20 protein-coding genes are annotated in these 25,320 nt (G+C 55.2%); 15 read left to right on the top strand and 5 right to left on the bottom strand.

The window, feature by feature from the left end; translation table 11 throughout:
* Nucleotides 1-225 precede the first annotated feature (225 nt).
* On the top strand, nt 226-3,003 hold the full coding sequence (locus JT31_RS07255) for a flavocytochrome c (protein ID WP_038475073.1): 2,778 nt from the start codon (nt 226-228) through the stop codon (nt 3,001-3,003).
* Between the two features lie 77 nt (nt 3,004-3,080).
* Here JT31_RS07255 and ampG read toward each other — a convergent pair whose 3' ends face one another.
* Together ampG and JT31_RS07245 are read right to left on the bottom strand one after the other, a co-directional pair.
* Nucleotides 3,081-4,556, bottom strand: a complete 1,476-nt coding sequence (gene ampG, locus JT31_RS07250; protein ID WP_038475071.1) for a muropeptide MFS transporter AmpG — start codon at nt 4,554-4,556, stop codon at nt 3,081-3,083.
* 57 nt (nt 4,557-4,613) lie between these two features.
* Nucleotides 4,614-5,192: a lipoprotein gene (locus JT31_RS07245; RefSeq protein ID WP_038475068.1), complete on the bottom strand. Its 579-nt coding sequence runs from the start codon at nt 5,190-5,192 to the stop codon at nt 4,614-4,616.
* A 305-nt stretch (nt 5,193-5,497) separates the two neighbouring features.
* Between JT31_RS07245 and bolA the strand changes: the two genes are divergently transcribed.
* The 9 genes from bolA to JT31_RS07195 all read left to right on the top strand — a co-directional run bounded on the left by bolA (nt 5,498) and on the right by JT31_RS07195 (nt 15,949).
* Nucleotides 5,498-5,815, top strand: coding sequence for a transcriptional regulator BolA (gene bolA, locus JT31_RS07240; RefSeq protein WP_038475066.1), 318 nt, complete (start codon nt 5,498-5,500; stop codon nt 5,813-5,815).
* A gap of 350 nt (nt 5,816-6,165) precedes the next feature.
* Nucleotides 6,166-7,464: a trigger factor gene (gene tig / locus JT31_RS07230; RefSeq protein ID WP_038475062.1), complete on the top strand. Its 1,299-nt coding sequence runs from the start codon at nt 6,166-6,168 to the stop codon at nt 7,462-7,464.
* 295 nt (nt 7,465-7,759) lie between these two features.
* Nucleotides 7,760-8,383, top strand: a complete 624-nt coding sequence (gene clpP / locus JT31_RS07225) for an ATP-dependent Clp endopeptidase proteolytic subunit ClpP (RefSeq protein WP_038475060.1) — start codon at nt 7,760-7,762, stop codon at nt 8,381-8,383.
* Between the two features lie 132 nt (nt 8,384-8,515).
* Entirely contained in the window at nt 8,516-9,790 is a 1,275-nt protein-coding gene (clpX, locus tag JT31_RS07220; RefSeq protein ID WP_038475058.1) for an ATP-dependent protease ATP-binding subunit ClpX, read from the top strand.
* A 176-nt stretch (nt 9,791-9,966) separates the two neighbouring features.
* Nucleotides 9,967-12,321 (top strand): endopeptidase La, encoded by a 2,355-nt coding sequence (gene lon, locus JT31_RS07215; RefSeq protein ID WP_052048985.1) that lies wholly within the window; start codon nt 9,967-9,969, stop codon nt 12,319-12,321.
* Between the two features lie 209 nt (nt 12,322-12,530).
* The gene (gene hupB, locus JT31_RS07210) at nt 12,531-12,803 is read left to right on the top strand and encodes a nucleoid-associated protein HU-beta (RefSeq protein ID WP_008454620.1); all 273 of its coding nucleotides are present in this window, start codon (nt 12,531-12,533) and stop codon (nt 12,801-12,803) included.
* A gap of 236 nt (nt 12,804-13,039) precedes the next feature.
* Nucleotides 13,040-14,914: a peptidylprolyl isomerase gene (ppiD, locus tag JT31_RS07205; RefSeq protein ID WP_038475054.1), complete on the top strand. Its 1,875-nt coding sequence runs from the start codon at nt 13,040-13,042 to the stop codon at nt 14,912-14,914.
* A gap of 139 nt (nt 14,915-15,053) precedes the next feature.
* Nucleotides 15,054-15,416 carry a helix-hairpin-helix domain-containing protein gene (locus tag JT31_RS07200; protein ID WP_038475051.1) on the top strand — a complete coding sequence of 121 codons (363 nt, stop codon included), beginning with the start codon at nt 15,054-15,056 and terminating at the stop codon, nt 15,414-15,416.
* A gap of 131 nt (nt 15,417-15,547) precedes the next feature.
* The gene (locus JT31_RS07195; RefSeq protein ID WP_038475049.1) at nt 15,548-15,949 is read left to right on the top strand and encodes a YbgC/FadM family acyl-CoA thioesterase; all 402 of its coding nucleotides are present in this window, start codon (nt 15,548-15,550) and stop codon (nt 15,947-15,949) included.
* A gap of 34 nt (nt 15,950-15,983) precedes the next feature.
* Here JT31_RS07195 and queC read toward each other — a convergent pair whose 3' ends face one another.
* Both queC and JT31_RS07185 read right to left on the bottom strand, forming a co-directional pair.
* Nucleotides 15,984-16,679: a 7-cyano-7-deazaguanine synthase QueC gene (gene queC / locus JT31_RS07190; protein ID WP_038475047.1), complete on the bottom strand. Its 696-nt coding sequence runs from the start codon at nt 16,677-16,679 to the stop codon at nt 15,984-15,986.
* Between the two features lie 75 nt (nt 16,680-16,754).
* On the bottom strand, nt 16,755-18,458 hold the full coding sequence (locus JT31_RS07185) for an SgrR family transcriptional regulator (protein ID WP_038475044.1): 1,704 nt from the start codon (nt 18,456-18,458) through the stop codon (nt 16,755-16,757).
* 93 nt (nt 18,459-18,551) lie between these two features.
* On the opposite strand from JT31_RS07185, the gene cof reads away from it, so the two are divergent.
* Nucleotides 18,552-19,376 (top strand): HMP-PP phosphatase, encoded by an 825-nt coding sequence (gene cof, locus JT31_RS07180; RefSeq protein WP_038475042.1) that lies wholly within the window; start codon nt 18,552-18,554, stop codon nt 19,374-19,376.
* Between the two features lie 90 nt (nt 19,377-19,466).
* On the opposite strand, the gene JT31_RS07175 is transcribed toward cof, so the two are convergent.
* The gene (locus JT31_RS07175; protein ID WP_038475039.1) at nt 19,467-20,522 is read right to left on the bottom strand and encodes a PLP-dependent cysteine synthase family protein; all 1,056 of its coding nucleotides are present in this window, start codon (nt 20,520-20,522) and stop codon (nt 19,467-19,469) included.
* Nucleotides 20,523-20,637: 115 nt separating this feature from the next.
* Here JT31_RS07175 and JT31_RS07170 point away from each other — a divergent pair, with 115 nt between their 5' ends.
* The 4 genes from JT31_RS07170 to glnK all read left to right on the top strand — a co-directional run bounded on the left by JT31_RS07170 (nt 20,638) and on the right by glnK (nt 25,319).
* Nucleotides 20,638-21,099: an Lrp/AsnC family transcriptional regulator gene (locus JT31_RS07170; protein WP_038475037.1), complete on the top strand. Its 462-nt coding sequence runs from the start codon at nt 20,638-20,640 to the stop codon at nt 21,097-21,099.
* 74 nt (nt 21,100-21,173) lie between these two features.
* Nucleotides 21,174-22,955 carry a SmdA family multidrug ABC transporter permease/ATP-binding protein gene (locus JT31_RS07165; RefSeq protein ID WP_038475035.1) on the top strand — a complete coding sequence of 594 codons (1,782 nt, stop codon included), beginning with the start codon at nt 21,174-21,176 and terminating at the stop codon, nt 22,953-22,955.
* On the top strand, nt 22,945-24,720 hold the full coding sequence (locus JT31_RS07160; RefSeq protein ID WP_038475033.1) for a SmdB family multidrug efflux ABC transporter permease/ATP-binding protein: 1,776 nt from the start codon (nt 22,945-22,947) through the stop codon (nt 24,718-24,720). Before JT31_RS07165 ends, JT31_RS07160 begins: the two co-directional genes overlap by 11 nt.
* A 260-nt stretch (nt 24,721-24,980) precedes the next feature.
* The gene (gene glnK, locus JT31_RS07155) at nt 24,981-25,319 is read left to right on the top strand and encodes a P-II family nitrogen regulator (protein ID WP_002891893.1); all 339 of its coding nucleotides are present in this window, start codon (nt 24,981-24,983) and stop codon (nt 25,317-25,319) included.
* Nucleotide 25,320 lies beyond the last annotated feature (1 nt).

Below are 25,320 nucleotides of genomic sequence, written 5' to 3'. Positions count from 1 at the left end.
CGTATTCAGCCAAAGTGGCTTCATATAAAACCTTTTATTATTTATGGTTATTATTTGTATTTGCTTTTTTTAAGGCGTTGACTAACATTCGAAAAATATATTCCGCGAAATAGCCGTTTCTGTTCACTAATTCAAATTACGTTACTCCCTGATAATTGTGTTGCCTGCCGGGGCTATTCACCGAGTGCCGGACAATGTCGACCTCACCTGCTGGAATGATAAAGAATGAACTCCAAAACCCCGATCCTGAAGCCGCTAACCTTGCCCAACGGCGCGGTGCTGAAAAACCGCCTGATCATGGCGCCAATGACCACCTGTACCGGTTTTTACGACGGCAGCGTGCCGAGTGACCTGGTTGAATATTATCGTGAACGTGCCGGCACCATCGGCACCGTTATCGTCGAATGCTGCTTTATCGACCCTAAAGGTCCCGCTTTCCCCGGTGCTCTGGCCATCGACAGCGATAACAAAATCCCCGGCCTTGCGCGCATTGCCAGCGCGATTAAATCCCAGGGATCGAAAGCGATTCTGCAGATTTACCACGGCGGCAGGATGGTTGAGCCTGAGCTGATTGGCGGCAGGAAGCCCGTTGCGCCGAGCGCTATCGCCGCGCCGCGTGAGGGAGCCACAACGCCTGAAGCGTTAACCGCGGAAGAAGTTGACGTGATGATCACCAAATTTGGTGACGCCGTGAACCGTGCCATTAAAGCCGGGTTTGACGGCGTGGAGATCCACGGCGCGAACACCTACCTGATCCAGCAGTTCTACTCGCCAAACTCGAACCAGCGTGACGATAAGTGGGGCGGCAGCCGTGAAAACCGCGCCCGCTTCCCGCTGGAAGTGCTCGAGATCACCCATAAAATGGCGAGCCGCTTCGCAGATGCTTCCTTTATTATCGGCTACCGCTTCTCGCCGGAAGAGATTGAGGTGCCGGGCATTCGCTTTGACGACACCATGTACCTGCTGGAAAAGCTGGCTGAAAGAGGTGTGGATTACCTGCACTTCTCCGTGGGCTACTTCAAGCGCGCCTCAATAGTTGATACCAAAGACCCAACGATGCTGATCGACAAATACCGGGCGATGCGCTCAGAAACGCTGGCGAAAGTGCCGGTTATCGGCGTGGGCGGCGTGGTTAATCGCAGCGACGCCGAAGAGGCGCTGGGCTTAGGCTATGACCTGATTGCCGTCGGCAAGGCCTGCATCGCTTATCCGGACTGGGCCGATCGCATCCTGAAAAATGAAACGCTCGATCTGTTCATCGACAGCACCAGGCGTGAAGAGTTGCTGATCCCTGAGCCGCTGTGGCGCTTCTCGCTGGTCGACGCCATGATCCGCGACGCCAGTACTTCTGGCCGTAAATACAAGGCCGGGGTCTTCCAGGAAAAAGTGGAGGCCGAAGCGCTCAAGCTTAAAATTAGCGTCACCCTCGACACCGACCGTATCACCGACATTACGCTGGTGCAGGACGATTCAGTGGATGTCGATTTCACCCCAAGCTTTGAGATCCTGCGTTCTCGCATGCTGGTGGCCAACAGCCCGTATGTTGATGCGGTGACCGGGGCTACGGCGCAAAGTGAGGCCTTGAAGAAAGCGGTATCCCGCGCGATGACAACCTCCAGCAAAGAGCACGTTATTGAAGAAGGCGGCAACCCGGATGCGCCGCAAAGCTACGATGTGGCGGTAATCGGCAGCGGCGGCGCAGGACTTGCGGCGGCTATTCGTGCTTCTGACGCCGGCGCTCGCGTGGTGATTATTGAGAAGATGCCAACCATCGGCGGGAACACCATCAAAGCCTCCGTGGGCATGAACGCCGCAGAAACTCGCTTCCAGGCGATGAAGGGCATCAAAGACAGCAAAGAGCTGTTCTACGATGAGACGCTGAAAGGCGGCAAGTTCAGAAACAATACCGAGCTGCTGAAAGAGTTCGTCGAGCGCGCGCCCGGCGCCATCGACTGGCTGGCAAGCCTGGATATTGTGCTGAACGACATCACCATCACCGGCGGGATGAGCATCGATCGTACCCACCGCCCTGCAGATCGTTCGGCGGTCGGCGGCTTCTTAATCAGCGGCCTGGTGAACAACGTTAACCAGCGCAGCATTGACGTTCTGCTGGATACCACCGTGGAAGATATCCTGCATGAAAACGGCGTGGTAACCGGGGTTAAGATCGCCAACGAATATAATGAACACCATGTTCTGCTGGCGAAAAGCGTAGTTGTCGCCACCGGCGGATTTAGCGCCAACCGTAAAATGGTGGTGCATTATCGCCCTGAGCTGAAAGGCTTTGTGACCACCAACCATAAAGGGGCGACCGGCAGCGGCATCGCTCTGCTGGAAAAAATCGGGGCGGGCACGGTGGATATGGATCAGATCCAGATTCACCCAACCGTGGAACAAACTACCTCTTACCTGATTTCCGAGTCCATCCGCGGGGGCGGGGCTATCCTGGTGAGCCAGGAAGGGCAGCGTTTCTACAATGAGCTGGAAACCCGCGACAAGGTGTCCGCCGAAATCATCGCCCTGCCGGAAAAGAGCGCCTGGATTGTGTTCGACGAGCAGGTGCGCCAGAACAACAAAGCGGCCGACGAGTACATTGCCCGTGGCTTTGTTATCAGTGCCCCAACGCCGGAAGAGCTGGCCCTGAAGCTGAACATGGACGGTCACGCACTGCAGCAAACGCTGGATCGTTATAACGGCTTCGTGGCGCAGAAAAAAGACGAAGACTTCGGGCGTACTACCGGCATGCGTTTCCCTCTGAATACCGGGCCTTACTATGCAATCCGCATTGCGCCAGGGGTTCACCACACGATGGGCGGGGTGACCATCAACACCAGTGCAGAAGTGGTGACTGAGCAGCAACAGGTTATTCAGGGCATCTGGGCTGCGGGTGAAGTGGTGGGCGGTATTCACGGTGCTAACCGCATCGGCGGTAACGCGGTGGCCGATATCATCATCTTCGGCACGCTCGCCGGGCAAAATGCGGCGGCACACGCGCTGGCTTAAGGCCATAAAAAAGCCGGGAAGGATCTCCTCTCCGGCTTTCTCAGACCGGGCGGTAATCTGCCCGGTTTTTTATTCTTTTAGATAAGCGCCGTTTTGCGCAGGGCCAGGAAGTCCAGCACGCCACCAAACAAAATGCCGCCGATGGCAAACAGCGCGCCCCATTCCAGAAGCAGTAGACCAAACGTCCACTCGGTAAGCCCCAGCGCATTACAGATAATCACCACCAGCCATGCCGCCAGCAGCAGGCAACCAAAGCTCAGAATACGCAGCGCCAGGCGATAGGCCGGTGCAAATTCACTGCGAGACATAAAGGTTTCGGTTTGCTGGGTAAATTCCAGCGTGCTTTTACACACCAGCAGTAAAAGGATCCCCGGCACCGCCGCAACGACCGAAAACAGGTAGAAGGTTGGCCAGCCGTGCGCCTCAACAAACCAGCCGGCAATCGGGCCGACATAGACGCGCCCCACGGCGGACAGCGCAGAAAGCAGCGCAAACTGGGTTGCAGAGAAGGATTTATTGCACAGGGTCATCAGCAGCGCCACAAACGCCGCGGTGCCCATGCCGCCGCACAGATTTTCAAAGAACACCGCGCTCGCCATGGTGAGCATGTCTTTGTCCGTCACCGACAGCAGCCAGTAGCCGGCGTTAGACACGCCCTGCAAAATGCCAAAAATTAGCAGCGCGCGGAACAGCGTCAGCTTTTGCATCAGCATCCCGCCGAGCAGCGCCCCGATAATGGTGGCACACAGCCCAAGGGTTTTATTCACCATGCCCACTTCACCGGCATCAAAGCCGACGCCGCGGATCAGAAACGTGGTGGTCAGGCTCATGGCAAAGGCATCGCCCAGCTTATAAAGCACGATCAGCAGCAAAATCAGCCAGGCGTTGTTGCGGCCAAAGAAGTCGCGCAGCGGCTCAACGACGGCGCGTTCCAGGCTTTTAGGCACCGGGATTGCGTCCGTTGGCTCAGGCGCTAAAAAGGTCGCAATAATACAAGGTATTAGCAGGGCTGCCATCAGCCAGTAGGTTGCCTGCCAGCCTAAATAGCGGTCCGCAATCCACAGCGCAAGGCCGCCGGAAACCAGCATCGCCAGGCGGTAGCCCAGCACGCTGATGGCGGCGCCGGTGCCTCGCTCTTCGGCAGACAGAACGTCGGTCTTCCAGGCATCAAAAACGATATCCTGAGAGGCAGAACAGAAGGCGATGATTACCGCCAGAGCCGCCATCCAGCGCAGCTGGGAGGACGGTTCAAGGAATCCCATGGCGGCAATAGCCACCAACAACAGAATTTGCGTAATTAACAGCCAGCCACGGCGACGGCCGAGCAGCGGCGGCGTGTAGCGGTCCATCACCGGCGACCAAAAAAACTTAAAGACGTAGGCCTGGCCCACGAGCGAAAAGAAACCGATGGTTTTCAGGTCGATATTTTCGACGGTCATCCAGGCCTGTAGCGTGCCGGAAGTCAGGGCCAGGGGGAGGCCGGATGCAAAGCCCAGAATCAGCAAAATGGCTGATTTCGGCTGCTGAAAGATGCGCAGATAATGATTGGACATAGGGGAATTGTGCAAACTCTGTTGTTGGCCCGCGCGAGCAGGCCAACGGGGTAAAAATTAACGAGCGTTCTGTTTGATGAAGTCGTGAACGCTGGTGTCCTGAGCCATATCCGCAATGGTATCGGTCAGTACGGAGTTAACCGCGTTAGCGATATTCTTGTTGGTGGCCTGGAACGCGCCTTCAACGTTGTAGTTGGAGCGGTAGTTCTTGGTCATCTTGTTGCCGTTCTTCGCGGTAGCAATGATGGAGATATCCGCTTTGGTGGCGATGTTGTAGCGCACGTTGCCCTGGGAAACGTCGGCGTACAGCTGGTTAACGATGATCTGCAGGTCAACCGGGCTGTTCGGCCCAATCATATAACCGCGCGCGGTCATCTGCTTCTCCAGCACTTCCTGCAGCAGGAAGCGCAGATCGCGTGATGGCGTCAGCGTGACCAGCTGGTTATCACGGGTCACTTTCGCCAGCGCCTGGTCGGTACGCTGATCGGCACCGTTGATGCTGAGCGTAACGCCCATCAGGCTTGGATCCTGCTGTGGCAGAGTGATTTTTGGCGCAACTTCAATGGTGGTTGGCGGTGTTGCACAGCTGGCCAGCATAAACATGGCAACCAGCGGGAAAAGTAATTTTTTTAACATGTTCGCTTTCTCAATGTACTCAAAGGGCAGGCTGATAAAAAATCACGCCATCATAACACTGCGGCTGTCCAGGGGAAGTGCCTGACGCACGGAATTTCATCGCGTTGCCTTTTTTCTGGGCCGCAGCAAAACCTTCTGACAGTTTTATGCCGGTTTAGTGCCTTAACTGCATGAGACTTCAGGCAACTGGGTAAAGAACGGCCGCCGAAAGCTAAATTTTTGTTGTGTTTAGCGTAAAAGCTGGCTAAAAGCGGCTAATATTTAAAGGGATGAGTGGCATCTCTACGTTGTCGAGGAGAAAGTTCATGCTGATACGCGAGCAGATAGAAGAGAAGTTAAAAGCAGGCTTTACCCCCGCGTACCTGGAAGTCGTGGATGAAAGCTATCGTCACAATGTCCCGGCGGGCTCAGAAAGCCATTTCAAGGTTGTGCTGGTCAGCGATCGTTTTACCGGTGAACGTTTTTTAAACCGCCATCGCATGATTTATGGCACATTGAGCGAAGAACTGGCCGGCCCGGTGCACGCGCTGGCGCTGCATACCTATACCATTAAAGAGTGGGAAGGGTTGCAGGATACGGTGTTCGCTTCACCGAACTGCCGTGGCGCGGGCAGTATCGCCTGATTTACTGCTAAGCGTTTGCAACTAAGGGAACTTTTCCGTTATGTTGCGGTATGTATACTGCGTTTTCAAAAACGGCCTGCGGGCCGTTTTGTTTTGTCTGGCTCTTCCAGGGAGGCGGGCAAAGAAAGAATAAATGACAGAGAAGTGTGAAAAAGGCCGCAGCCGTGCGCTATTGCCGTTCTCGACTCACCCCAGCGATGCCGCTATAATGCTGCGTCTTATTTTTCGGAATGTCTTCGGGATGATTCTGACGACAAGGAATGTGTTTCTGTTTCAGAGAACATCCTGGTTCTGTGAAGCCACCGGGCTTCCGGAGTTGACCGAGCACTGTGATTTTTTGAGGTAACAAGATGCAAGTTTCAGTTGAAACCACTCAGGGCCTTGGCCGCCGTCTCACGATTACTATCGCTGCAGACAGCATCGAAACCGCTGTAAAAAGCGAGCTGGTCAACGTGGCAAAAAAAGTTCGTATTGACGGCTTCCGTAAAGGCAAAGTGCCGATGACCGTCGTTGAGCAGCGCTACGGTGCTTCCGTTCGTCAGGACGTGCTGGGCGAGCTGATGAGCCGCAACTTTATTGATGCGATCATCAAAGAGAAGATCAATCCAGCTGGCGCACCTAACTACGTGCCGGGCGAATACAAACTGGGCGAAGACTTCACCTACGCGGTAGAGTTTGAAGTGTACCCAGAAGTTGAGCTGCAGGGTCTGGACGCTATCGAAGTTGAAAAACCGGTTGTTGATGTGACCGACGAAGACGTTGACGCGATGCTGGACACCCTGCGTAAGCAGCAGGCGACCTGGAAAGACAGCGACGCTGCAGCGACTGCAGAAGATCGCGTCACCATCGATTTCACCGGTTCCGTTGACGGCGAAGTGTTCGAAGGCGGCAAAGCCTCTGACTTCGTACTGGCAATGGGACAGGGCCGCATGATCCCGGGCTTCGAAGACGGTATCGTTGGCCACAAAGCGGGCGAAGAGTTCACTATCGAAGTGACCTTCCCTGAAGAATACCACGCTGAAAACCTGAAAGGGAAAGCGGCGAAGTTCGACATCGTGCTGAAGAAAGTTGAAGCACGTGAACTGCCGGAATTCACCGAAGAGTTCATCAAACGTTTCGGCGTTGAAGATGGCTCCGTTGCAGGTCTGCGTACCGAAGTGCGCAAAAACATGGATCGTGAACTGAAAGGCGCAGTGCGTAACCGCATCAAGTCTCAGGCAATCGACGGTCTGGTTAACGCGAACGACATCGACGTGCCGGCTGCGCTGATCGACGGCGAAATCGACGTTCTGCGTCGTCAGGCTGCACAGCGCTTCGGCGGTAACGAGAAGCAAGCTCTGGAACTGCCACGTGAGCTGTTCGAAGAGCAGGCTAAACGCCGCGTTGTTGTTGGTCTGCTGCTGGGTGAAGTGATTCGTACCCACGAGCTGAAAGCTGACGAAGAGCGTGTTAAAGGTCTGATCGAAGAAATGGCTTCTGCCTACGAAGATCCGACTGAAGTCATCGAGTTCTATGGTAAAAACAAAGAGCTGATGGACAACATGCGCAACGTTGCTCTGGAAGAGCAGGCTGTTGAAGCCGTTCTGGCTAAAGCGAAAGTGTCTGAAAAAGCGACCACTTTCAGCGAGCTGATGAACCAGCAGGCGTAAGTGCTTTTTGGCTTACAGGCCAAAAACAGCTGCATCAGGCCCGTCACCTTCCGGTGGCGGGCTTTTTTTATTGCTAAATCACACGATAAGCCATCAATAAATCCCCTTTTCAGGGTTAGCGTATCAAGAAAAGGTTGTTATGCTTGAAACAGGGCAAATCATCCCCATTATTCGGGTGTGGTTCCATTAATAATCCCTGACTGACTCCGTCCAGAATCGGCGCAAGGAACATAGTCAATATCCTGCGTCTCAAGTAGAATCAGTACAGTAGGCTTAATTACTCCAGGAGACGGACATGTCATACAGTGGCGAACGAGATCAATTAGCACCCCATATGGCCCTGGTGCCGATGGTTGTTGAGCAAACATCCCGCGGCGAACGTTCATACGATATCTATTCCCGTCTGCTTAAGGAACGCGTCATCTTCCTGACCGGCCAGGTAGAAGATCATATGGCTAACCTGATTGTGGCGCAGATGCTGTTTCTGGAAGCAGAAAACCCGGAGAAAGATATCTATCTCTACATTAACTCTCCGGGTGGCGTAATTACGGCCGGGATGTCGATTTACGACACCATGAAATTTATCAAGCCGGACGTCAGCACCATTTGTATGGGGCAGGCTTGCTCGATGGGCGCCTTCCTGCTGACCGCAGGGGCAAAAGGTAAGCGTTTCTGCCTGCCTAACTCCCGCGTCATGATTCACCAGCCGCTGGGGGGTTATCAGGGGCAGGCGACGGATATTGAAATCCACGCTAAAGAGATCCTGAAAGTGAAAGCACGTATGAACGAGCTGATGGCAGAGCATACGGGCAAAACGCTTGAACAAATCGAGAAAGACACCGAGCGCGATCGTTTCCTCTCCGCAAGCGAAGCGGTAGAGTACGGTTTAGTTGATTCGATCCTGACTCACCGTAACTAATGCCCGAAGCTTTGGGCCGTTATACTATAGTAAATGTAGCGGCCTGACTTAACGCTTCACTATCGGCTGCGCCGTAGAATGGCACTTGTGCTGCCGGTGGTAGCACACAGAAACAGAGAAGAGGTTTTACTGATGACAGATAAGCGCAAAGACGGTTCAGGCAAACTGCTGTACTGCTCTTTTTGCGGCAAAAGCCAGCATGAAGTGCGTAAGCTGATTGCCGGGCCGTCAGTGTATATCTGCGATGAGTGTGTCGATTTATGTAACGACATCATTCGCGAAGAGATTAAAGAAGTGGCCCCGCACCGTGAACGCAGTGCGCTGCCAACGCCGCACGAAATCCGTAACCACCTTGACGATTATGTTATCGGGCAAGAGCAGGCTAAAAAAGTGCTGGCGGTTGCGGTTTACAACCACTACAAACGTCTGCGCAACAGCGACACGTCTAACGGCGTCGAGCTGGGTAAAAGCAACATCCTGCTGATCGGGCCAACCGGTAGCGGTAAAACGCTGCTGGCAGAAACGCTGGCTCGCCTGCTGGACGTTCCGTTCACCATGGCGGATGCAACCACGCTGACCGAAGCGGGCTACGTGGGCGAAGACGTTGAAAACATCATTCAGAAACTGCTGCAGAAATGCGACTACGACGTACAGAAGGCCCAGCGCGGCATCGTGTACATCGATGAGATTGACAAAATCTCCCGCAAATCTGATAACCCGTCGATCACCCGTGACGTTTCCGGTGAAGGCGTGCAGCAGGCGCTGCTGAAACTGATTGAAGGCACCGTGGCTGCCGTTCCACCTCAGGGTGGCCGTAAGCATCCGCAGCAGGAATTCCTGCAGGTTGATACCTCCAAGATCCTCTTTATCTGCGGCGGCGCGTTTGCTGGCCTGGATAAAGTTATCGCTAACCGCGTGGAAACGGGTTCTGGTATTGGCTTTGGTGCAACGGTAAAAGCTAAGTCTGAGAAAGCCAGCGAAGGCCAGCTGCTCGGCCAGGTAGAACCGGAAGATCTGATCAAATTTGGTCTGATCCCTGAGTTCATCGGTCGTCTGCCGGTAGTAGCTACGCTCAGCGAACTGAGTGAAGACGCGCTGATCCAAATCCTGAAAGAGCCGAAAAATGCCCTGACCAAACAGTATCAGGCATTGTTCAATCTGGAAGGCGTGGAGCTGGAGTTCCGTGATGAAGCGCTGGATGCGATTGCCAGGAAAGCGATGGCGCGTAAAACCGGTGCTCGTGGCCTGCGTTCCATCGTTGAAGGCGCGCTGCTGGATACCATGTACGATCTGCCTTCCATGGATGACGTGGAAAAAGTGGTGATTGACGAGTCCGTCATCGCTGGCCAGTCCAAACCGCTATTAATTTACGGTAAGCCGGAAGCGCAGCAAGCATCCGGTGAATAATTCGCCAGAATAACCAGTCAGTTAATACAAAAATGGGGGATTTTATCCCCCATTTATTTTTCCTGCATTCCCGCAGTTGAATGTCCGGGAAACAGCCCCATATACTGATTTACTTGTTGGTGGAGCGGAAGCGTTCACCAAATCACCTGGCGGACATTAAACTAAGAGAGAGCTCTATGAATCCTGAGCGTTCTGAACGCATTGAAATCCCCGTATTGCCGCTGCGCGATGTGGTGGTTTATCCGCACATGGTTATTCCACTGTTTGTCGGGCGCGAAAAATCCATTCGCTGCCTGGAAGCTGCAATGGACCATGATAAGAAAATCATGCTGGTGGCGCAGAAAGAAGCTTCGACGGATGAGCCAGGTGTTAACGACCTGTTCACAGTTGGGACCGTGGCTTCTATTTTGCAGATGCTGAAACTGCCGGACGGCACGGTAAAAGTGCTGGTTGAAGGCCTTCAGCGCGCACGTATCACCACGCTTTCTGACAACGGCGAGCATTTCTCAGCCCAGGCTGAGTACCTGGAATCGCCTGCGATTGAAGAGCGCGAGCAGGAAGTGCTGGTTCGCACCGCAATCAATCAGTTCGAAGGCTACATCAAGCTGAACAAAAAAATTCCGCCAGAAGTGCTGACGTCGCTGAACAGCATCGACGATCCTGCACGTCTGGCCGATACCATTGCCGCCCATATGCCGCTGAAGCTGTCGGACAAGCAGTCCGTGCTTGAGATGTCCGATATCAACGAGCGTCTTGAATATCTGATGGCGATGATGGAATCGGAAATCGATCTGCTGCAGGTTGAGAAACGCATTCGCAACCGCGTCAAAAAGCAGATGGAAAAAAGCCAGCGTGAGTACTATCTGAATGAGCAAATGAAAGCAATTCAGAAAGAACTTGGCGAAATGGACGACGCGCCTGACGAAAATGAAGCGCTGAAGCGCAAAATTGACGCGGCGAAAATGCCGAAAGAAGCGCGCGAGAAAACCGAAGCCGAGCTGCAAAAGCTGAAAATGATGTCGCCGATGTCTGCGGAAGCGACCGTGGTGCGCGGCTATATCGACTGGATGGTTCAGGTGCCGTGGAATGCCCGTAGCAAGGTCAAAAAAGATCTGCGTCAGGCTCAGGAAATCCTCGATACCGACCATTACGGCCTCGAACGTGTGAAAGATCGCATCCTGGAATATCTCGCAGTCCAGAGCCGTGTTAACAAGCTGAAAGGGCCAATTCTGTGCCTGGTTGGGCCGCCAGGGGTAGGTAAAACCTCTCTGGGCCAGTCCATCGCAAAAGCCACAGGCCGTAAATACGTGCGTATGGCTTTGGGTGGCGTGCGTGACGAAGCGGAAATCCGCGGTCACCGTCGGACTTACATCGGCTCCATGCCGGGTAAACTTATCCAGAAGATGGCAAAAGTCGGGGTGAAAAACCCGCTGTTCCTGCTGGATGAAATCGACAAAATGTCTTCCGATATGCGCGGCGACCCGGCTTCCGCTCTGCTGGAAGTCCTTGATCCAGAACAGAACGTGGCGTTTAACGACCACTATCTGGAAGTGGATTACGATCTCAGCGACGTAATGTTTGTGGCGACGTCTAACTCCATGAACATTCCGGCTCCGCTGCTTGACCGTATGGAAGTCATTCGCCTGTCCGGTTATACCGAAGATGAAAAGCTGAACATTGCCAAACAGCACCTGTTGCCGAAGCAAGTTGAGCGTAATGCCCTTAAAAAAAGCGAGATTAAAGTTGATGACAGCGCCATTGTGGGCATCATTCGCTACTACACTCGCGAAGCCGGGGTGCGTAGCCTGGAGCGTGAAATCTCCAAGCTGTGCCGTAAAGCGGTGAAGCAGCTGCTGCTGGATAAAACGCTCAAGCACATCGAAATCAACGGCGACAACCTGAAGGACTTCCTGGGGGTACAGCGCTTTGATTACGGTCGTGCCGACAGCGAAAACCGCGTAGGGCAGGTGACCGGGCTGGCGTGGACGGAAGTGGGCGGCGACCTGCTGACCATCGAAACCGCGTGTGTGCCGGGTAAAGGCAAGCTGACCTACACCGGCTCCCTCGGTGAGGTGATGCAGGAGTCTATCCAGGCTGCGCTGACCGTGGTACGCGCTCGTGCGGAGAAGCTGGGCATTAACGGCGACTTCTACGAAAAACGTGATATCCACGTGCACGTCCCGGAAGGGGCAACGCCGAAAGATGGCCCAAGCGCCGGTATCGCCATGTGTACCGCGCTGGTCTCTTGTCTGACCGGTAACCCGGTGCGTGCCGATGTGGCGATGACGGGAGAAATCACGCTTCGTGGTCTGGTCCTGCCAATCGGTGGCCTGAAAGAGAAGCTGCTGGCAGCTCACCGTGGCGGCATCAAAACCGTGCTGATCCCGGATGACAACAAGCGCGATCTGGAAGAGATTCCGGACAATGTGATTGCCGACCTGACTATTCATCCTGTGAAGCGTATTGAGGAAGTTTTAGCCCTCGCGCTGCAGAATGAGCCTCACGGCATGCAGGTAGTCACTGCAAAATAGTGACCTGACGCAAATACAGCCAATAAAATTAGGGCTGGTAGGTGAATTGTCACTTGCCAGCTTTTTTTTGTGTCGCTAATTTAGTTGCTGGCTGAGTTTATCGTCCACAACTCCTGTTGTAAGGGCATGACGAGCCTGTTATAACTGCTGCGCGGTCGCACTTGAGGGATATCAGGTGCGATATAAATTATAAAGAGAGGAAGAGAAGAGTGAATAAATCTCAACTGATAGACAAAATTGCCGCAGGTGCTGATATTTCTAAAGCCGCGGCTGGACGTGCGTTAGATGCTGTTATTGCTTCTGTTACTGAATCTCTGCAGTCCGGGGAAGACGTAGCACTGGTAGGTTTTGGTACCTTTGCTGTTAAAGAGCGTGCTGCCCGTACTGGCCGTAACCCTCAAACCGGTAAAGAAATCACCATCGCCGCAGCAAAAGTACCAGGCTTCCGTGCTGGTAAAGCGCTGAAAGACGCTGTTAACTGATTTATTAGCCCCGGCTGGTTGGGGTATAGGGTGTCAGGTATCGCAGGGGCGCATCGTTTGATGTGCCTTTTTTATTGCCTGAAGCTTAATTTTACGCAGGTGTTGATGATTTGCAGCGGGTTTCTTGTCACAATACGTCCTTGCGCGCAGCACGGGGCAGCTTGAGTTTCTAAGGATGCCAGCTTAGCACCTGCGCAGGTTTACCAAGTCATACTACAGCGGAGTGTTGTTACACCATGATGGACAATTTACGAGCGGCGGCTAACCACGTCGTGCTCAAGATCATTCTGGGTTTGATTATCTTGTCATTCGTTCTGACTGGCGTAGGTAGCTACCTGACTGGCGGTAACAATAATTATGCCGCAAAAGTAAATGGCCAGGAGATTGCGCGTGGCCAGTTTGAGAACGCGGTTGCTAACGAACGTAATCGCCAGCAGCAACAGCTGGGCGATCAGTTCTCCGTTCTCGCGGGTAACGAAGGCTACATGAAGCAGATGCGTCAGCAGGTGCTCAACCAGCTGATTGATGAGGCGCTGCTCGATCAGTACGCCAAACATCTCGGCCTCGGCATCAGCGACGAACAGATAAAAATGGCTATCTTCAGCCAGCCTGCCTTCCAGACTAACGGCAAATTTGATAACGCTCGCTACAACGCGATTATCGGCAATATGGGGCTGACGGCTGACCAGTATGCTCAGGCTCTGCGCAACCAGCTCACTACCGACCAGCTGATTAAGGCCGTTGTCGGCACCGACTTTATGCTCACCGGCGAAACCGACGAGCTGGCGGCGCTGGTTTCCCAGCAGCGCGTTGTGCGTGAAGCGACGATTAACGTGAAAGCGCTGGCCGCGAAGCAGGAAGCGTCCGAGCAGGAAATCAACGCCAACTACGAGCAGAACAAAAACCGCTACATCACGCCTGAGCAGTTTAAAGTCAGCTACATCAAGCTGGACGCGGCTTCCATGCAGGAAGAGGCAAGCGATGCTGACGTTCAAGCTTACTACGATCAGCACAAAGACGAGTTCACCCAGCCGCAGCGCAACCGCTACAGCGTGATTCAGACCAAAACCGAAGCTGAAGCAAAAGCGATTCTTGACGAGCTGAACAAAGGCGGTGATTTTGCCGCGCTGGCTAAGGCGAAGTCTGCTGATATCATCTCTGCCCGTAACGGCGGCGACATGGGCTGGCTGGAAGCCTCCACCACGCCTGATGAGCTGAAAAATGCCGGCCTGAAAGAAAAAGGCCAGCTGTCCGGCGTCGTTAAATCCTCCGTTGGCTTCCTGATCGTTCGCCTGGACGATATCCAGCCTGCCGTTGAAAAACCGCTGGCGGAAGTCCGCGACGGCATCGTGGCTAAAGTGAAGCAGGAAAAAGCCGTTGACGCTTACTATGCTCTGCAGCAGAAAGTCAGCGATGCCGCGAGCAACGACAACGAATCTCTGGCAAGCGCCGAGAAAGTTGCCGGCGTTAAAGCGGTGCAAACCGGCTGGTTCGGCCACGACAGCCTGCCTGAAGAACTGAACTTCAAACCGGTTGCCGACGCTATCTTCAGCGGCGGTCTGGTTGGTGAAAATGGTTCCCCTGGCAGCAACTCCGACATCATTACCGTCGATGGCGACCGTGCTTTCGTGCTGCGTGTCTCCGAGCATAAAGCCGAAGCGGTTAAACCGCTGGCAGAAGTCCGTGACCAGGTTATCGCCGCCGTGAAGCAACAGAAAGCGGAGCAGCAGGCGAGGCAGGATGCCGACAAGCTGCTGAACGCGTTGAAACTGGGCAAAGGCGCTGACGAAATGAAAGCGGCGGGCCTGAGCTTTGGTGAAGCGAAAACTCTGAGCCGCACCGGGCAGGATCCTATCAGCCAGGCTGCATTTGGGCTGCCTCTGCCGGCAAAAGACAAGCCGAGCTTTGGCGTTGCCAATGACATGCAGGGCAACGTAGTGCTGCTGTCGCTGGATGAAGTGAAAGCGGGCTCAATGCCGGACGAGCAGAAAAAAGCGATGGTGCAGGGGATTACCCAGAACAATGCCCAGATTGCTTTCGAAGCGCTGATGTCCAACCTGCGTAAAGAAGCGAAGATCAAACTGGGCGATATCATCGACCAGCAGCAGTAATCCTCGCAAATTTTTGCAACGCAGTGTAATCCCAGAAGGCCGCTTTCGCGGCCTTTTCCATATTTGAAAACCGGCGTTTGTTCCTGCTTTTGCGCCCCGGTATGGTGGCCTCGCTGTCAACATACATGGAGGACACAGCATGACATCAGGCATCAAAGCGTTTTCACTTTCCCTCGTACTGGCCGGTTTACTCGGTTGCGCACCGGCGCATGCCACGGCAGAAAAAACGGCTCCGGCCTCGGCTAAAACTACTGTTTCTTCGTCGCAGCCTAAGGCAGTAACTGCAAAAGGGGGTGAGCAAGGGGAGGCGCTGGTCAGCATTAACAATGCCCCGGCAGAGGAACTTGCCCAGAAGATGAACGGCGTAGGGCTGAAAAAGGCGCAGGCCATCGTGAGCTATCGCGATGAGTTTGGTCCTTTTAAAACGCTCGACCAGCTGCAGGAGGTGCCGGGAATCGGCGCATCGCTGGTAGAACGTAACCTGGCTCGCATAAAACTTTGAGTTTCCGTGCTCAGGCTTCTACCTGAAGAGAAAAGTTTGCTACGCTGAATGAGAGGTCATACCAGTTTCTGGGGTATGGCCTCGCTTACCTTCACCTGATGACAACAAAAACAGTACAAGGGTTTCGCGCTATGCAAACACATATCAAAGTTCGTGGATACCACATGGACGTCTACCAACATGTTAACAATGCCCGTTATCTCGAGTTTCTCGAGGAGGCCCGCTGGGAAGGGCTGGAAAAGACGACGGGCTTCCAGTGGATGACGGAACACAACATCGCTTTCATCGTGGTGAACATTAATATCAGCTATCGCCGCCCGGCGGTGCTTGGCGACCTGCTGCGTATTGACAGCAAACTTCAGCAGATTAACGGCAAAAGCGGCGTGCTTAGCCAGGTTATGACGCTGGAGCCAGAAGGGGAAACCGTGGCCGATGCGCTGTTGACCTTCGTCTGCATTGATTTAAAAACGCAAAAGGCCGTTCCGCTGGAAGGTGAATTGCGCGAGAAGCTGGAACAGATGATGAACGCTTGAGGAGAGGGCGTGGTCGTCACCACGCCGTTATGACTTATTTCAGGCCAGTTTTTTGCTGCATGGTAGCCATCACTGCGGATTTGTTGGCCAGATAGTGGTTCAGGCCGTTAGCCCGCAGGTTGCAGGCGGCACATTCCCCGCAGCCATCACCCTGAATGCCGTTGTAGCAGGTGAGCGTCTCGTGGCGGATAGTTTCCAGGTGCTGCCAGTAATCGGCCAGCGCCCAGGTTTCTGCTTTATCCAGCCACATCAAAGGCGTTTCAAAACGAATATCTCTTGCCATTCCGAGGCTCACCGCGTGGTTCAGCGCTTTGACAAACTCATCGCGGCAGTCCGGGTAGCCGGAGAAATCTGTTTCGCAAACGCCGGTTATCACGGATTCAGCTTCAACCTGGTAGGCGTAGATCGCCGCCAGCGTCAGGAACAAAATATTGCGCCCCGGTACAAAAGTGCTTGGGAGACCGCTATCTTCAGGGTTGTAACCCGGCACCGGAATGCTGTCCCGCGTCAGGCTGCTGACCGCCAGTTCGTTCAGCAGGGTAACGTCCAGGACTTTATGCGCGCGGGCACCAAGCTTCAGCGACAGCTTTTGGGCTACGTCAATCTCTGCGCGGTGGCGCTGACCATAATCAAACGTCACGCAGTGCACTTCATCATATTGCTGTAAGGCCTGAATCAGGCAGGTGGTGGAGTCCTGCCCGCCGCTGAAAACCACGACTGTACGTTTCATTCTCTATCCTGTCGTTTACTGAAGTATCCGGAAAGGCGTTATGGTAACGCCCGGTTGCCACATGAACCAGCTTCTTCACGCCATACCCGGCGGCGGGAGCCAGGCCTCGCAAAAATCAAACCAGCCCCAGGCGTTCAGCTCAATGCCGTTGACGCCGGGTGGGGCGCTTATCTGGTAGCGATAATTAAACAGCGGCGTGACCACCGCATCCCGCATCAGGCCGTGAAATACCTCTTTCAGGCCTTCGTGGCGTTCATCGGGCGAGACATAAGCCTGCACCGCATCCAGCGTGGCCTGCAGGTGCGCATATTGCCCCGCGCTTAACAAATTAGGCCATAACACATCGCTGCGCAGCCATTGCTCAAGCGTGTATTCCGGCGCTTCACCGATAAGCCGATCCCCCATCACGATATCCGCTTCGGCAAGATGCTGGCAGCCGGCCCAGGTTTTGGCGTCGTGGAAAATAACCGTCAGTTCGCAGCCACGCTCTGCCAGGTAGTGCTTAAGCTGAAGCGCCATGGCGTGAAGCTCAACCGGTAAATGGTAAACCAGCGTGAGCTTTTTCGGCAATCTGACGGCCTGATGCCGATCCCAGCCGGGGATCTGCCAGCCGGGGATCATCTCGGTGTTCGGGGTAATAAGCTCGCTTTTGAGCGGCAGCGAGCCGATCATCTCAGGCTCCCGGACAATCTGCATAATTGTTCTTGCCTGCTCCGGGCTGAGCCGACCCTGAGGCCTGATCCCGAGGTAGCAAAACCCCAGGCTGATGCTGCTGCTTACCGGGCGCAGGTTCTCCAGCTCATCCTGCTGGCCGATGGCGATTTGCACCGGATGCAGGCAGCTGGTGCCTAGCGTGGTTTCGAAAAGCTGCGGCGTTATCCAGTATTCAACGGCTTTCAACAGCGGGTGTTTCAGGTGATAGCTTTCAAAACTTTCCAGCCGCACCAGATTTGGCTTAAAGCTGGCGATGCGGAACGGGCCGCAGCCTGACTGTGTATCCATTGGATGGGCCAGGCGGCTACAGTAGCTCGCCAGGCGGTGTGCAAGCCAATAGTCAGGCCGATGCAAAATAAAGCGCAGGCACTGTGCGTGCGGGATCTCGATGCGTTTGACGCTGATAAACAGCCGCCGCAGAGCGGGCAGCTCCAGCAACATCATCAGGCGCTGCTGGAGCTGGTGAGTTTCGACGGGTTCGCCGTTGTGCCAGTGAAGCGTTGAGCGAATAAAAAAGTCCCAGCACAGGCCCTTGTTTGAGATTTGCCAGTGGTGAGCGAGATCGGGCTGCGGCTGCGGGCTTTCCCGGCTAAAGCGGGTCAGGCCTGAAAAGATCTGCCCGGCCAGATGCTGCTCGGCGCGCCCCGGTAAAAAGCCAGGGCCAACGGGATCCAGAGGGCGGTAGTAAGGTATGCGTAGCGTAGGTACATCATTTTGCCACTGGCCGCCAAGAAACGGCTGCAGGAGCTGGCGCAGCTGTTCCGGCGCAAGCTGAGCCAGTTCCAGCGCGTTTTGATGCTGGCCCTTACCCAAAACCTGCTCCATCATGCCGGAACGGACGCTTTCCGGCGAAACCAGAAACGTCAGGTCACCGCGTTTGCCGCGTCCGGACTGCGCCCGCCAGCGAAGCCAGCCCGCGTCTTCCAGCTGATTAAGCAGCGTTCTGACGTGGCGATCGCTACAAAAGCAGCGCTCTGCCAGCTCGGCGACGGTCACCTGCTGCGGTTCCCCGCCGGAAGGCTGCCATAAACGCTGAAATTGATTGAGTCGATTCAGAAGTCGCATAATAAACCCGGAACATTTTTCCCCAAGTATTCACTATTAGTTCCGTATATTCCAGGGGATACTTTTGTCTGTCACGTCACTTCTGGAGTAACCATGGCTCGTCTGGCTGCATTTGATATGGACGGCACGCTGCTGCTGCCCGACCATCACCTTGGGGACGCAACCCTGAACACGCTGAAGCGCCTGCGTGAAGAGCGCCAGATAACCCTGGCTTTTGCGACCGGTCGTCACGAGCTGGAGATGCGCCATATTCTGGGCAAGCTCGATCTTGAAGCCTTCCTGATCACCGGCAACGGCACCCGAATCCACAGCACGGACGGCGAGCTAATGCACCGTAACGATCTCTCGCCGTGGGCGGTAGAGACGGTATTGCACGGCCATTGGGACACGGAAGCCAGCATGCATGCCTTTAACGATACAGGTTGGCTCACCAGCCATGAAATCCCGGACATGCTTCACGCCCATGTGTACAGCGGCTTCCGGCCTCATATCGTCGATCTCCGTACGTTACCGGCTCATGAAGTGACGAAGATCTGTTTTTGCGGCGATCATGACGATCTGTGCCGCCTGCGCATTCAGCTTAATGAAGCGCTGGGCGATCGGGCATTTATTTGCTTCTCGGCAATGGACTGTCTGGAAGTGCTGCCGATTGGCAGCAACAAGGGCGCGGCGCTCGGCGTTCTGAGCGAACACTTAGGTTTCACCCTGCAGGATTGCATGGCATTTGGCGACGCGATGAACGACCGCGAAATGCTCTCGGCGGTAGGGCACGGCCTGATCATGGGCAACGCTATGCCGCAGCTTAAAGCGGATTTACCTCATCTGCCGGTTATCGGCCACTGCCGTAACCAGGCGGTCTCGCACTATTTGACGCACTGGCTGGACACTCCACATCTCACCTATTCCCCCGAATATTGAGACCTTACAGCACCGGGCATCTAGCCCGGTTTTTTATACCCGCCTATACTCGTCATACTTCAAGCCGCAGGGGTGTTGGCTGAACTCGCGTTATCCTTGTATGGATATGATTCGGGCAATCTCAGCCTTAAACGGTGAGAGATCCCCAATATGCTCGTTGACCCAGGCCGGATTATAGTAGGACTCAAGATAGCGCTCGCCGCTGTCACAAAGCAGCGTCACGATAGAGCCGGTGCGGCCTTCCTCGCGCATTCTGACCGCCAGCTGCAGTACGCCCCACATATTGGTGCCGGTTGAGGCGCCCACCTTACGGCCAAGCTGAGATTCCAGCCATTGCATGGTCGCGACGCTCGCTGCGTCCGGGACGCGCATCATTTCGTCAATCACATCAGGAATAAACGAAGGTTCACAGCGCGGGCGGCCAATGCCTTCGATTTTGCTGCCGACTTCGCTTTTCAGGCTGCAGTCGCGGTGCTGCCAGTAATCGAGAAAAACCGAGTTCTGTGGGTCAACGACCACCAGCTTAGTGTCATGGCCCTGGAAGCGAAGGTAGCGGCCAATAGTCGCTGAAGTGCCGCCGGTGCCGGCGCTCATCACAATATAATCCGGGACAGGGTGCGGCTCATGGGTCATCTGGCGGAAAATACTGTCGGCGATGTTGTTGTTACCGCGCCAGTCTGTAGCGCGTTCGGCATAGGTGAACTGATCCATATAATGGCCGTTCAGCTCGCGGGCAAGCATTTCCGAAGCGGCGTAGATTTCGCAGGCGCTGTCTACAAAATGGCAGCGGCCGCCGTAGAATTCAATTTGTTCAATTTTGCGTTTTGCAGTGCTGGCGGGCATCACCGCGATAAACGGCAGGCCCAGCAGGCGAGCAAAATAGGCTTCAGATACCGCCGTCGAGCCAGAAGAGGCTTCGATAATCGTGGTGCCTTCTTTTATCCAGCCGTTACACAGCCCGTAGAGAAACAGCGAGCGCGCCAGGCGGTGCTTCAGGCTGCCGGTTGGGTGCGTGCTTTCGTCCTTCAGATACAGCTGAATACCCGGAAAACCCGGTAACGCCAGGCGAATAAGATGCGTATCCGCAGAGCGTTGATAGTCGGCGTTGATCTCACTAATAGCGTTAGTCACCCAGGTGCTGGTCATGGAAAATTCTCGTTTGTTAATTTGTGCTTAGCGTAATTCAAAGTCGGGATAAAAAAGTTGCCATTTTGCCTTTTTAAGGCTTTCATTAGAGAAAATATTTCTCCCTGGTTGCCCCGTGATAGATAAAATTGACCGTAAGCTGCTCTCGATGCTGCAGCAGGACTGTACCCTGTCTTTGCAGGCGCTGGCGGATGCCGTTAATCTGACCACCACGCCGTGCTGGAAACGATTAAAACGCCTGGAAGATGAAGGCTATATTCGTGGCAAAGTCGCGCTGCTGGACCCGGAAAAACTCGGCCTTGGCCTCACGGCGTTTGTGCTGATTAAAACCCAGCAGCACAGCAGCGAGTGGTACTGCAAGTTTGTCTCGGTGGTGGAAGCCATGCCCGAGATATTAGGCTTCTGGCGTCTGGCAGGTGAGTACGACTACCTGATTCGGGTGCAGGTGGCAGACATGAAGCGTTACGACGATTTTTACAAGCGGCTGGTCAATGGCATTCCGGGATTAAGCGATGTCACTTCGAGTTTTGCCATGGAACAGATAAAATACACCACAGCATTACCTCTAACGTTATGATTCCGCTAATCGCGGAACGGTAGCCTTCACTCTTTAGCCCTGGCCGGCTGACAGCATTTCAGGACCTAAACTTCGTGCGATTATTTGCTCAATTAAGCTGGTACTTCACCCGCGAGTGGCGACGCTATCTCGGCGCGGTGGCATTGCTTATTATCATCGCTATTCTGCAGCTTGTGCCGCCAAAAGTGGTGGGCGTGATTGTGGATGGCGTCACGCAGCAGCGTCTCTCCGCTCAGCAGGTGCTGATGTGGATCGGCGTGATGCTGGTTATTGCCGTGGTGGTTTATCTGGTGCGCTACGTCTGGCGCGTTCTGCTGTTCGGGGCGTCTTATCAGCTTGCGGTCGAGCTGCGGGAAAACTATTACCGCCAGCTAAGCCGGCACCATCCTGAATTCTATCTCCGTCACCGTACCGGCGACCTGATGGCGCGCGCCACTAACGATGTGGATCGCGTGGTGTTTGCCGCCGGGGAAGGCGTGCTGACGCTGGTGGACTCGCTGGTCATGGGCCTGGCGGTACTTATCGTCATGTCGACCCAAATCAGCTGGCAGCTGACCCTGCTGGCGCTGCTGCCGATGCCGATTATGGCGGTCGTCATTAAGCGTGACGGCGCGCGACTGCATGACAGGTTCAAGGTCGCCCAGGCGGCGTTTTCCGCCCTGAACGATCGCACGCAGGAAAGCATGACCAGCATCCGCATGATCAAAGCTTTTGGCCTGGAGGATCGTCAGTCGGCGCTGTTTGCCTCCGAGGCGCAGGACGCCGGGGCGAAAAACATGCGTGTGGCACGTATTGATGCGCGTTTTGATCCCACGATTTATGTCGCAATCGGTGCCGCAAACCTGCTGGCCATCGGCGGCGGAAGCTGGATGGTTATCGACGGCACGCTTACCCTCGGGCAGCTCACCAGCTTTGTCATGTACCTTGGGCTGATGATCTGGCCGATGCTGGCCCTGGCATGGATGTTTAATATCGTCGAGCGTGGGAGCGCGGCCTACAGCCGTATTCGCGCCATGCTGGAAGAAGAGCCGGGCGTGGTTGACGGCGATAAAACGCTGCCGGAAGGGCGCGCTGAACTGGTAGCCTCGATTCGCGAGTTCCGCTATCCGCAGGCCGCTCAGCCCACGCTGCAGAACGTTAACTTCACCCTTAAGCCTGGGGAAATGCTCGGCCTGTGCGGGCCAACGGGCTCGGGGAAAAGCACCATTCTTTCCCTGATTCAGCGTCATTTTGACGTTCAGGAAGGGGATATTCGTTACCATGACCTTCCGCTCACGGCGTTGAAAATTGACGGCTGGCGCAGCCGCCTGGCTATCGTCAACCAGACGCCGTTCCTGTTCTCCGACACCGTTGCCAGCAACATTGCGCTGGGTAAGCCGAACGCCACCCAGCAGGAGATTGAGCATGTCGCCCGTCTGGCAAGCGTCCATGAAGACATTCTGCGGTTGCCTCAGGGTTATGATACCGAAGTGGGCGAGCGCGGCGTGATGCTTTCCGGTGGGCAAAAGCAGCGAATTTCCATCGCGCGCGCTCTGCTGCTGGATGCCGAGATCCTGATTCTGGACGACGCACTCTCTGCCGTTGATGGCCGTACCGAGCACCAGATTTTGCACAACCTGCGCCAGTGGGGCGAACACCGCACGGTCATTATTAGCGCCCATCGCCTGTCGGCCTTAACGGAAGCCAGCGAAATTCTGGTCATGCAGCACGGGCATATCGCCCAGCGCGGCAGCCACGAAGGCCTGGCGTCTCAGCCCGGCTGGTACCGTGATATGTACCGTTATCAGCAGCTGGAGGCCGCGCTGGACGAGGCGCCGGAGCAGGAAGACGTCAGGGAGAGCGCCGATGAGTCGTAAACAACAGTGGCCTACCATTAAACGCCTGCTGGCTTACGGGTCACCGTGGCGCAAACCGCTAGGCGGAGCGATGCTGATGCTTTGGGTGGCGGCCGCGGCGGAAGTCTGTGGGCCGGTGCTGGTCAGCTACTTCATCGATAACATGGTCGCTAAAAACCAGATGCCGCTCGGCCTCGCCGCCGGGCTGGCAGTGGCCTACATTCTGCTGTCGATAAGCGCCGCAGGGCTGCACTATCTCCAGGCGCTGCTGTTTAACAAAGCGGCCGTGGGCGTGGTACAAAAACTGCGTACCGACGTCATGGATGCCGCATTGCGCCAGCCGTTAAGCGCATTCGATACCCAGCCCGTTGGGCAACTTATCTCCCGCGTGACGAACGACACCGAAGTGATTCGCGACCTGTATGTCACCGTCGTGGCGACGGTACTTCGCAGCGCGGCGTTAATTGGTGCCATGCTGGTGGCGATGTTTACGCTCGACTGGCGAATGGCGCTGGTGGCGATAACCATTTTCCCGGCGGTGATCGTCGTGATGTTTATCTACCAGCGCTACAGCACGCCGATTGTGCGCCGCGTCCGAAGCTACCTGGCGGACATTAACGACGGATTTAACGAAGTCATCAACGGCATGAGCGTGATTCAGCAGTTCCGTCAGCAGGCTCGCTTCGGCGAGCGCATGGGGCAGGCGAGCCGCTCTCACTATTTAGCGCGCATGCAAACGCTGCGGCTCGACGGCTGGCTTCTGCGTCCGCTGCTGAGCCTGTTTTCGGCGATGATCCTGTGCGGCCTGCTGATGCTGTTTGGCTTCACTTCCCGGGGCACCATTGAAGTCGGCGTGCTGTATGCCTTTATTAACTACCTTGGCCGCCTGAACGAACCGCTGATCGAACTGACGACTCAGCAGTCGATCCTGCAGCAGGCGGTGGTTGCCGGCGAGCGCGTGTTTGAGCTGATGGACGGTAAACGCCAGGATTACGGCAACGATAACCGGCCGCTCGCCAGCGGCGCTATTTCCGTCGACAACGTATCGTTTGCCTACCGTGGCGATCGTCTGGTGCTGCAGGACATTAGCCTGGAAGTACCTTCGCGCAGCTTTATTGCGCTGGTCGGGCATACCGGCAGCGGCAAAAGCACCCTGGCTAACCTGATGATGGGCTATTACCCGCTCACAAAAGGGGAAATTCGCCTTGATGGGCGGCCGCTGGACTCCCTCAGCCATGAAACGCTGCGCCGCGGCGTGGCGATGGTGCAGCAGGATCCGGTGGTGATGGCTGATTCGTTCTTCGCCAACGTGACTCTGGGGCGAGATATCACCGAAGAGGCGGTCTGGCAGGCGCTGGAAACGGTACAGCTGGCCGAACTGGCTCGTGCACTGCCGGAAGGCATTCATACCCGTCTGGGCGAGCAGGGCAATAACCTCTCCGTCGGCCAGAAGCAGCTGCTTGCGCTGGCGCGCGTGCTGGTTGAAGCGCCGCAGATCCTGATCCTCGATGAGGCCACGGCGAACATCGATTCCGGTACCGAGCAGGCTATCCAGCGTGCATTGGCGGTGGTTCGTCAGCACACGACGCTGGTGGTGATTGCCCACCGTCTGTCTACCATTACCGACGCGGACACCATTCTGGTGCTGCATCGCGGTCAGGCCGTGGAACGCGGCACCCACAGTGAACTGCTGGCGCAGCAGGGCCGCTACTGGCAGATGTATCAGCTGCAGCTGGCGGGTGAAGAGCTTGCCGCCGCCGCGCAGGAAGAATCGCTGACTGCCTGATGCACCACAAGCAGGCAATAAGCCGCTAAATAACCAATGCCTCTCCGCGTTGGTGCAACACGAAAACGCATCCTGCACCGCAGTGGTGCGTTTTTTCTTTTCAGACTCATCCCGCCCGACCTCACTCCTTATCCCGGCTTTCTGATAAGCCGCCTGAAGCCTGAAAACGTGCTGAATCACGCGGGTTTTTTATTCCTGGCATGGGCTTTGCTTTGCTCTCTACGTGCAGGTAACGACCTAATTCTGAGTGGAGAGGATTTATGAAGCTGGTAACCGTGGTAATCAAACCGTTCAAGCTTGAAGACGTGCGTGAAGCGCTCTCTTCAATCGGTATTCAAGGGCTTACCGTGACCGAAGTTAAAGGTTTCGGCCGCCAGAAAGGCCATGCGGAGCTTTACCGTGGTGCCGAGTACAGCGTCAACTTCCTGCCCAAAGTAAAAATTGATGTCGCTATTGCTGACGACCAGCTCGATGAAGTTATCGACGTGATCAGCAAAGCCGCCTACACCGGCAAAATCGGTGACGGGAAAATCTTCGTTGCAGAACTGCAACGCGTTATTCGTATTCGTACCGGCGAAGCCGACGAAGCCGCTCTGTAAC

Source organism: Cedecea neteri, assembly GCF_000757825.1.
Taxonomy (GTDB): domain Bacteria; phylum Pseudomonadota; class Gammaproteobacteria; order Enterobacterales; family Enterobacteriaceae; genus Cedecea; species Cedecea selenatireducens.
The sequence above is the reverse complement of the archived record's forward strand: the minus strand, read 5'-3'. Positions and strand labels throughout refer to the sequence as shown.

Bases quoted from the DNA above. Each gene is read 5' to 3' on its own strand.
- clpX (WP_038475058.1), top strand. From the start codon at position 8,516: ATGACAGATAAGCGCAAAGACGGTTCAGGCAAACTGCTGTACTGCTCT.
- clpP (WP_038475060.1), top strand. From the start codon at position 7,760: ATGTCATACAGTGGCGAACGAGATCAATTAGCACCCCATATGGCCCTG.
- cof (WP_038475042.1), top strand. From the start codon at position 18,552: ATGGCTCGTCTGGCTGCATTTGATATGGACGGCACGCTGCTGCTGCCC.
- ppiD (WP_038475054.1), top strand. From the start codon at position 13,040: ATGATGGACAATTTACGAGCGGCGGCTAACCACGTCGTGCTCAAGATC.
- JT31_RS07195 (WP_038475049.1), top strand. From the start codon at position 15,548: ATGCAAACACATATCAAAGTTCGTGGATACCACATGGACGTCTACCAA.
- bolA (WP_038475066.1), top strand. From the start codon at position 5,498: ATGCTGATACGCGAGCAGATAGAAGAGAAGTTAAAAGCAGGCTTTACC.
- JT31_RS07255 (WP_038475073.1), top strand. From the start codon at position 226: ATGAACTCCAAAACCCCGATCCTGAAGCCGCTAACCTTGCCCAACGGC.
- lon (WP_052048985.1), top strand. From the start codon at position 9,967: ATGAATCCTGAGCGTTCTGAACGCATTGAAATCCCCGTATTGCCGCTG.
- JT31_RS07200 (WP_038475051.1), top strand. From the start codon at position 15,054: ATGACATCAGGCATCAAAGCGTTTTCACTTTCCCTCGTACTGGCCGGT.
- ampG (WP_038475071.1), bottom strand. From the start codon at position 4,556: ATGTCCAATCATTATCTGCGCATCTTTCAGCAGCCGAAATCAGCCATT.
- JT31_RS07160 (WP_038475033.1), top strand. From the start codon at position 22,945: ATGAGTCGTAAACAACAGTGGCCTACCATTAAACGCCTGCTGGCTTAC.
- tig (WP_038475062.1), top strand. From the start codon at position 6,166: ATGCAAGTTTCAGTTGAAACCACTCAGGGCCTTGGCCGCCGTCTCACG.
- queC (WP_038475047.1), bottom strand. From the start codon at position 16,679: ATGAAACGTACAGTCGTGGTTTTCAGCGGCGGGCAGGACTCCACCACC.
- JT31_RS07185 (WP_038475044.1), bottom strand. From the start codon at position 18,458: ATGCGACTTCTGAATCGACTCAATCAATTTCAGCGTTTATGGCAGCCT.
- glnK (WP_002891893.1), top strand. From the start codon at position 24,981: ATGAAGCTGGTAACCGTGGTAATCAAACCGTTCAAGCTTGAAGACGTG.
- JT31_RS07245 (WP_038475068.1), bottom strand. From the start codon at position 5,192: ATGTTAAAAAAATTACTTTTCCCGCTGGTTGCCATGTTTATGCTGGCC.
- JT31_RS07175 (WP_038475039.1), bottom strand. From the start codon at position 20,522: ATGACCAGCACCTGGGTGACTAACGCTATTAGTGAGATCAACGCCGAC.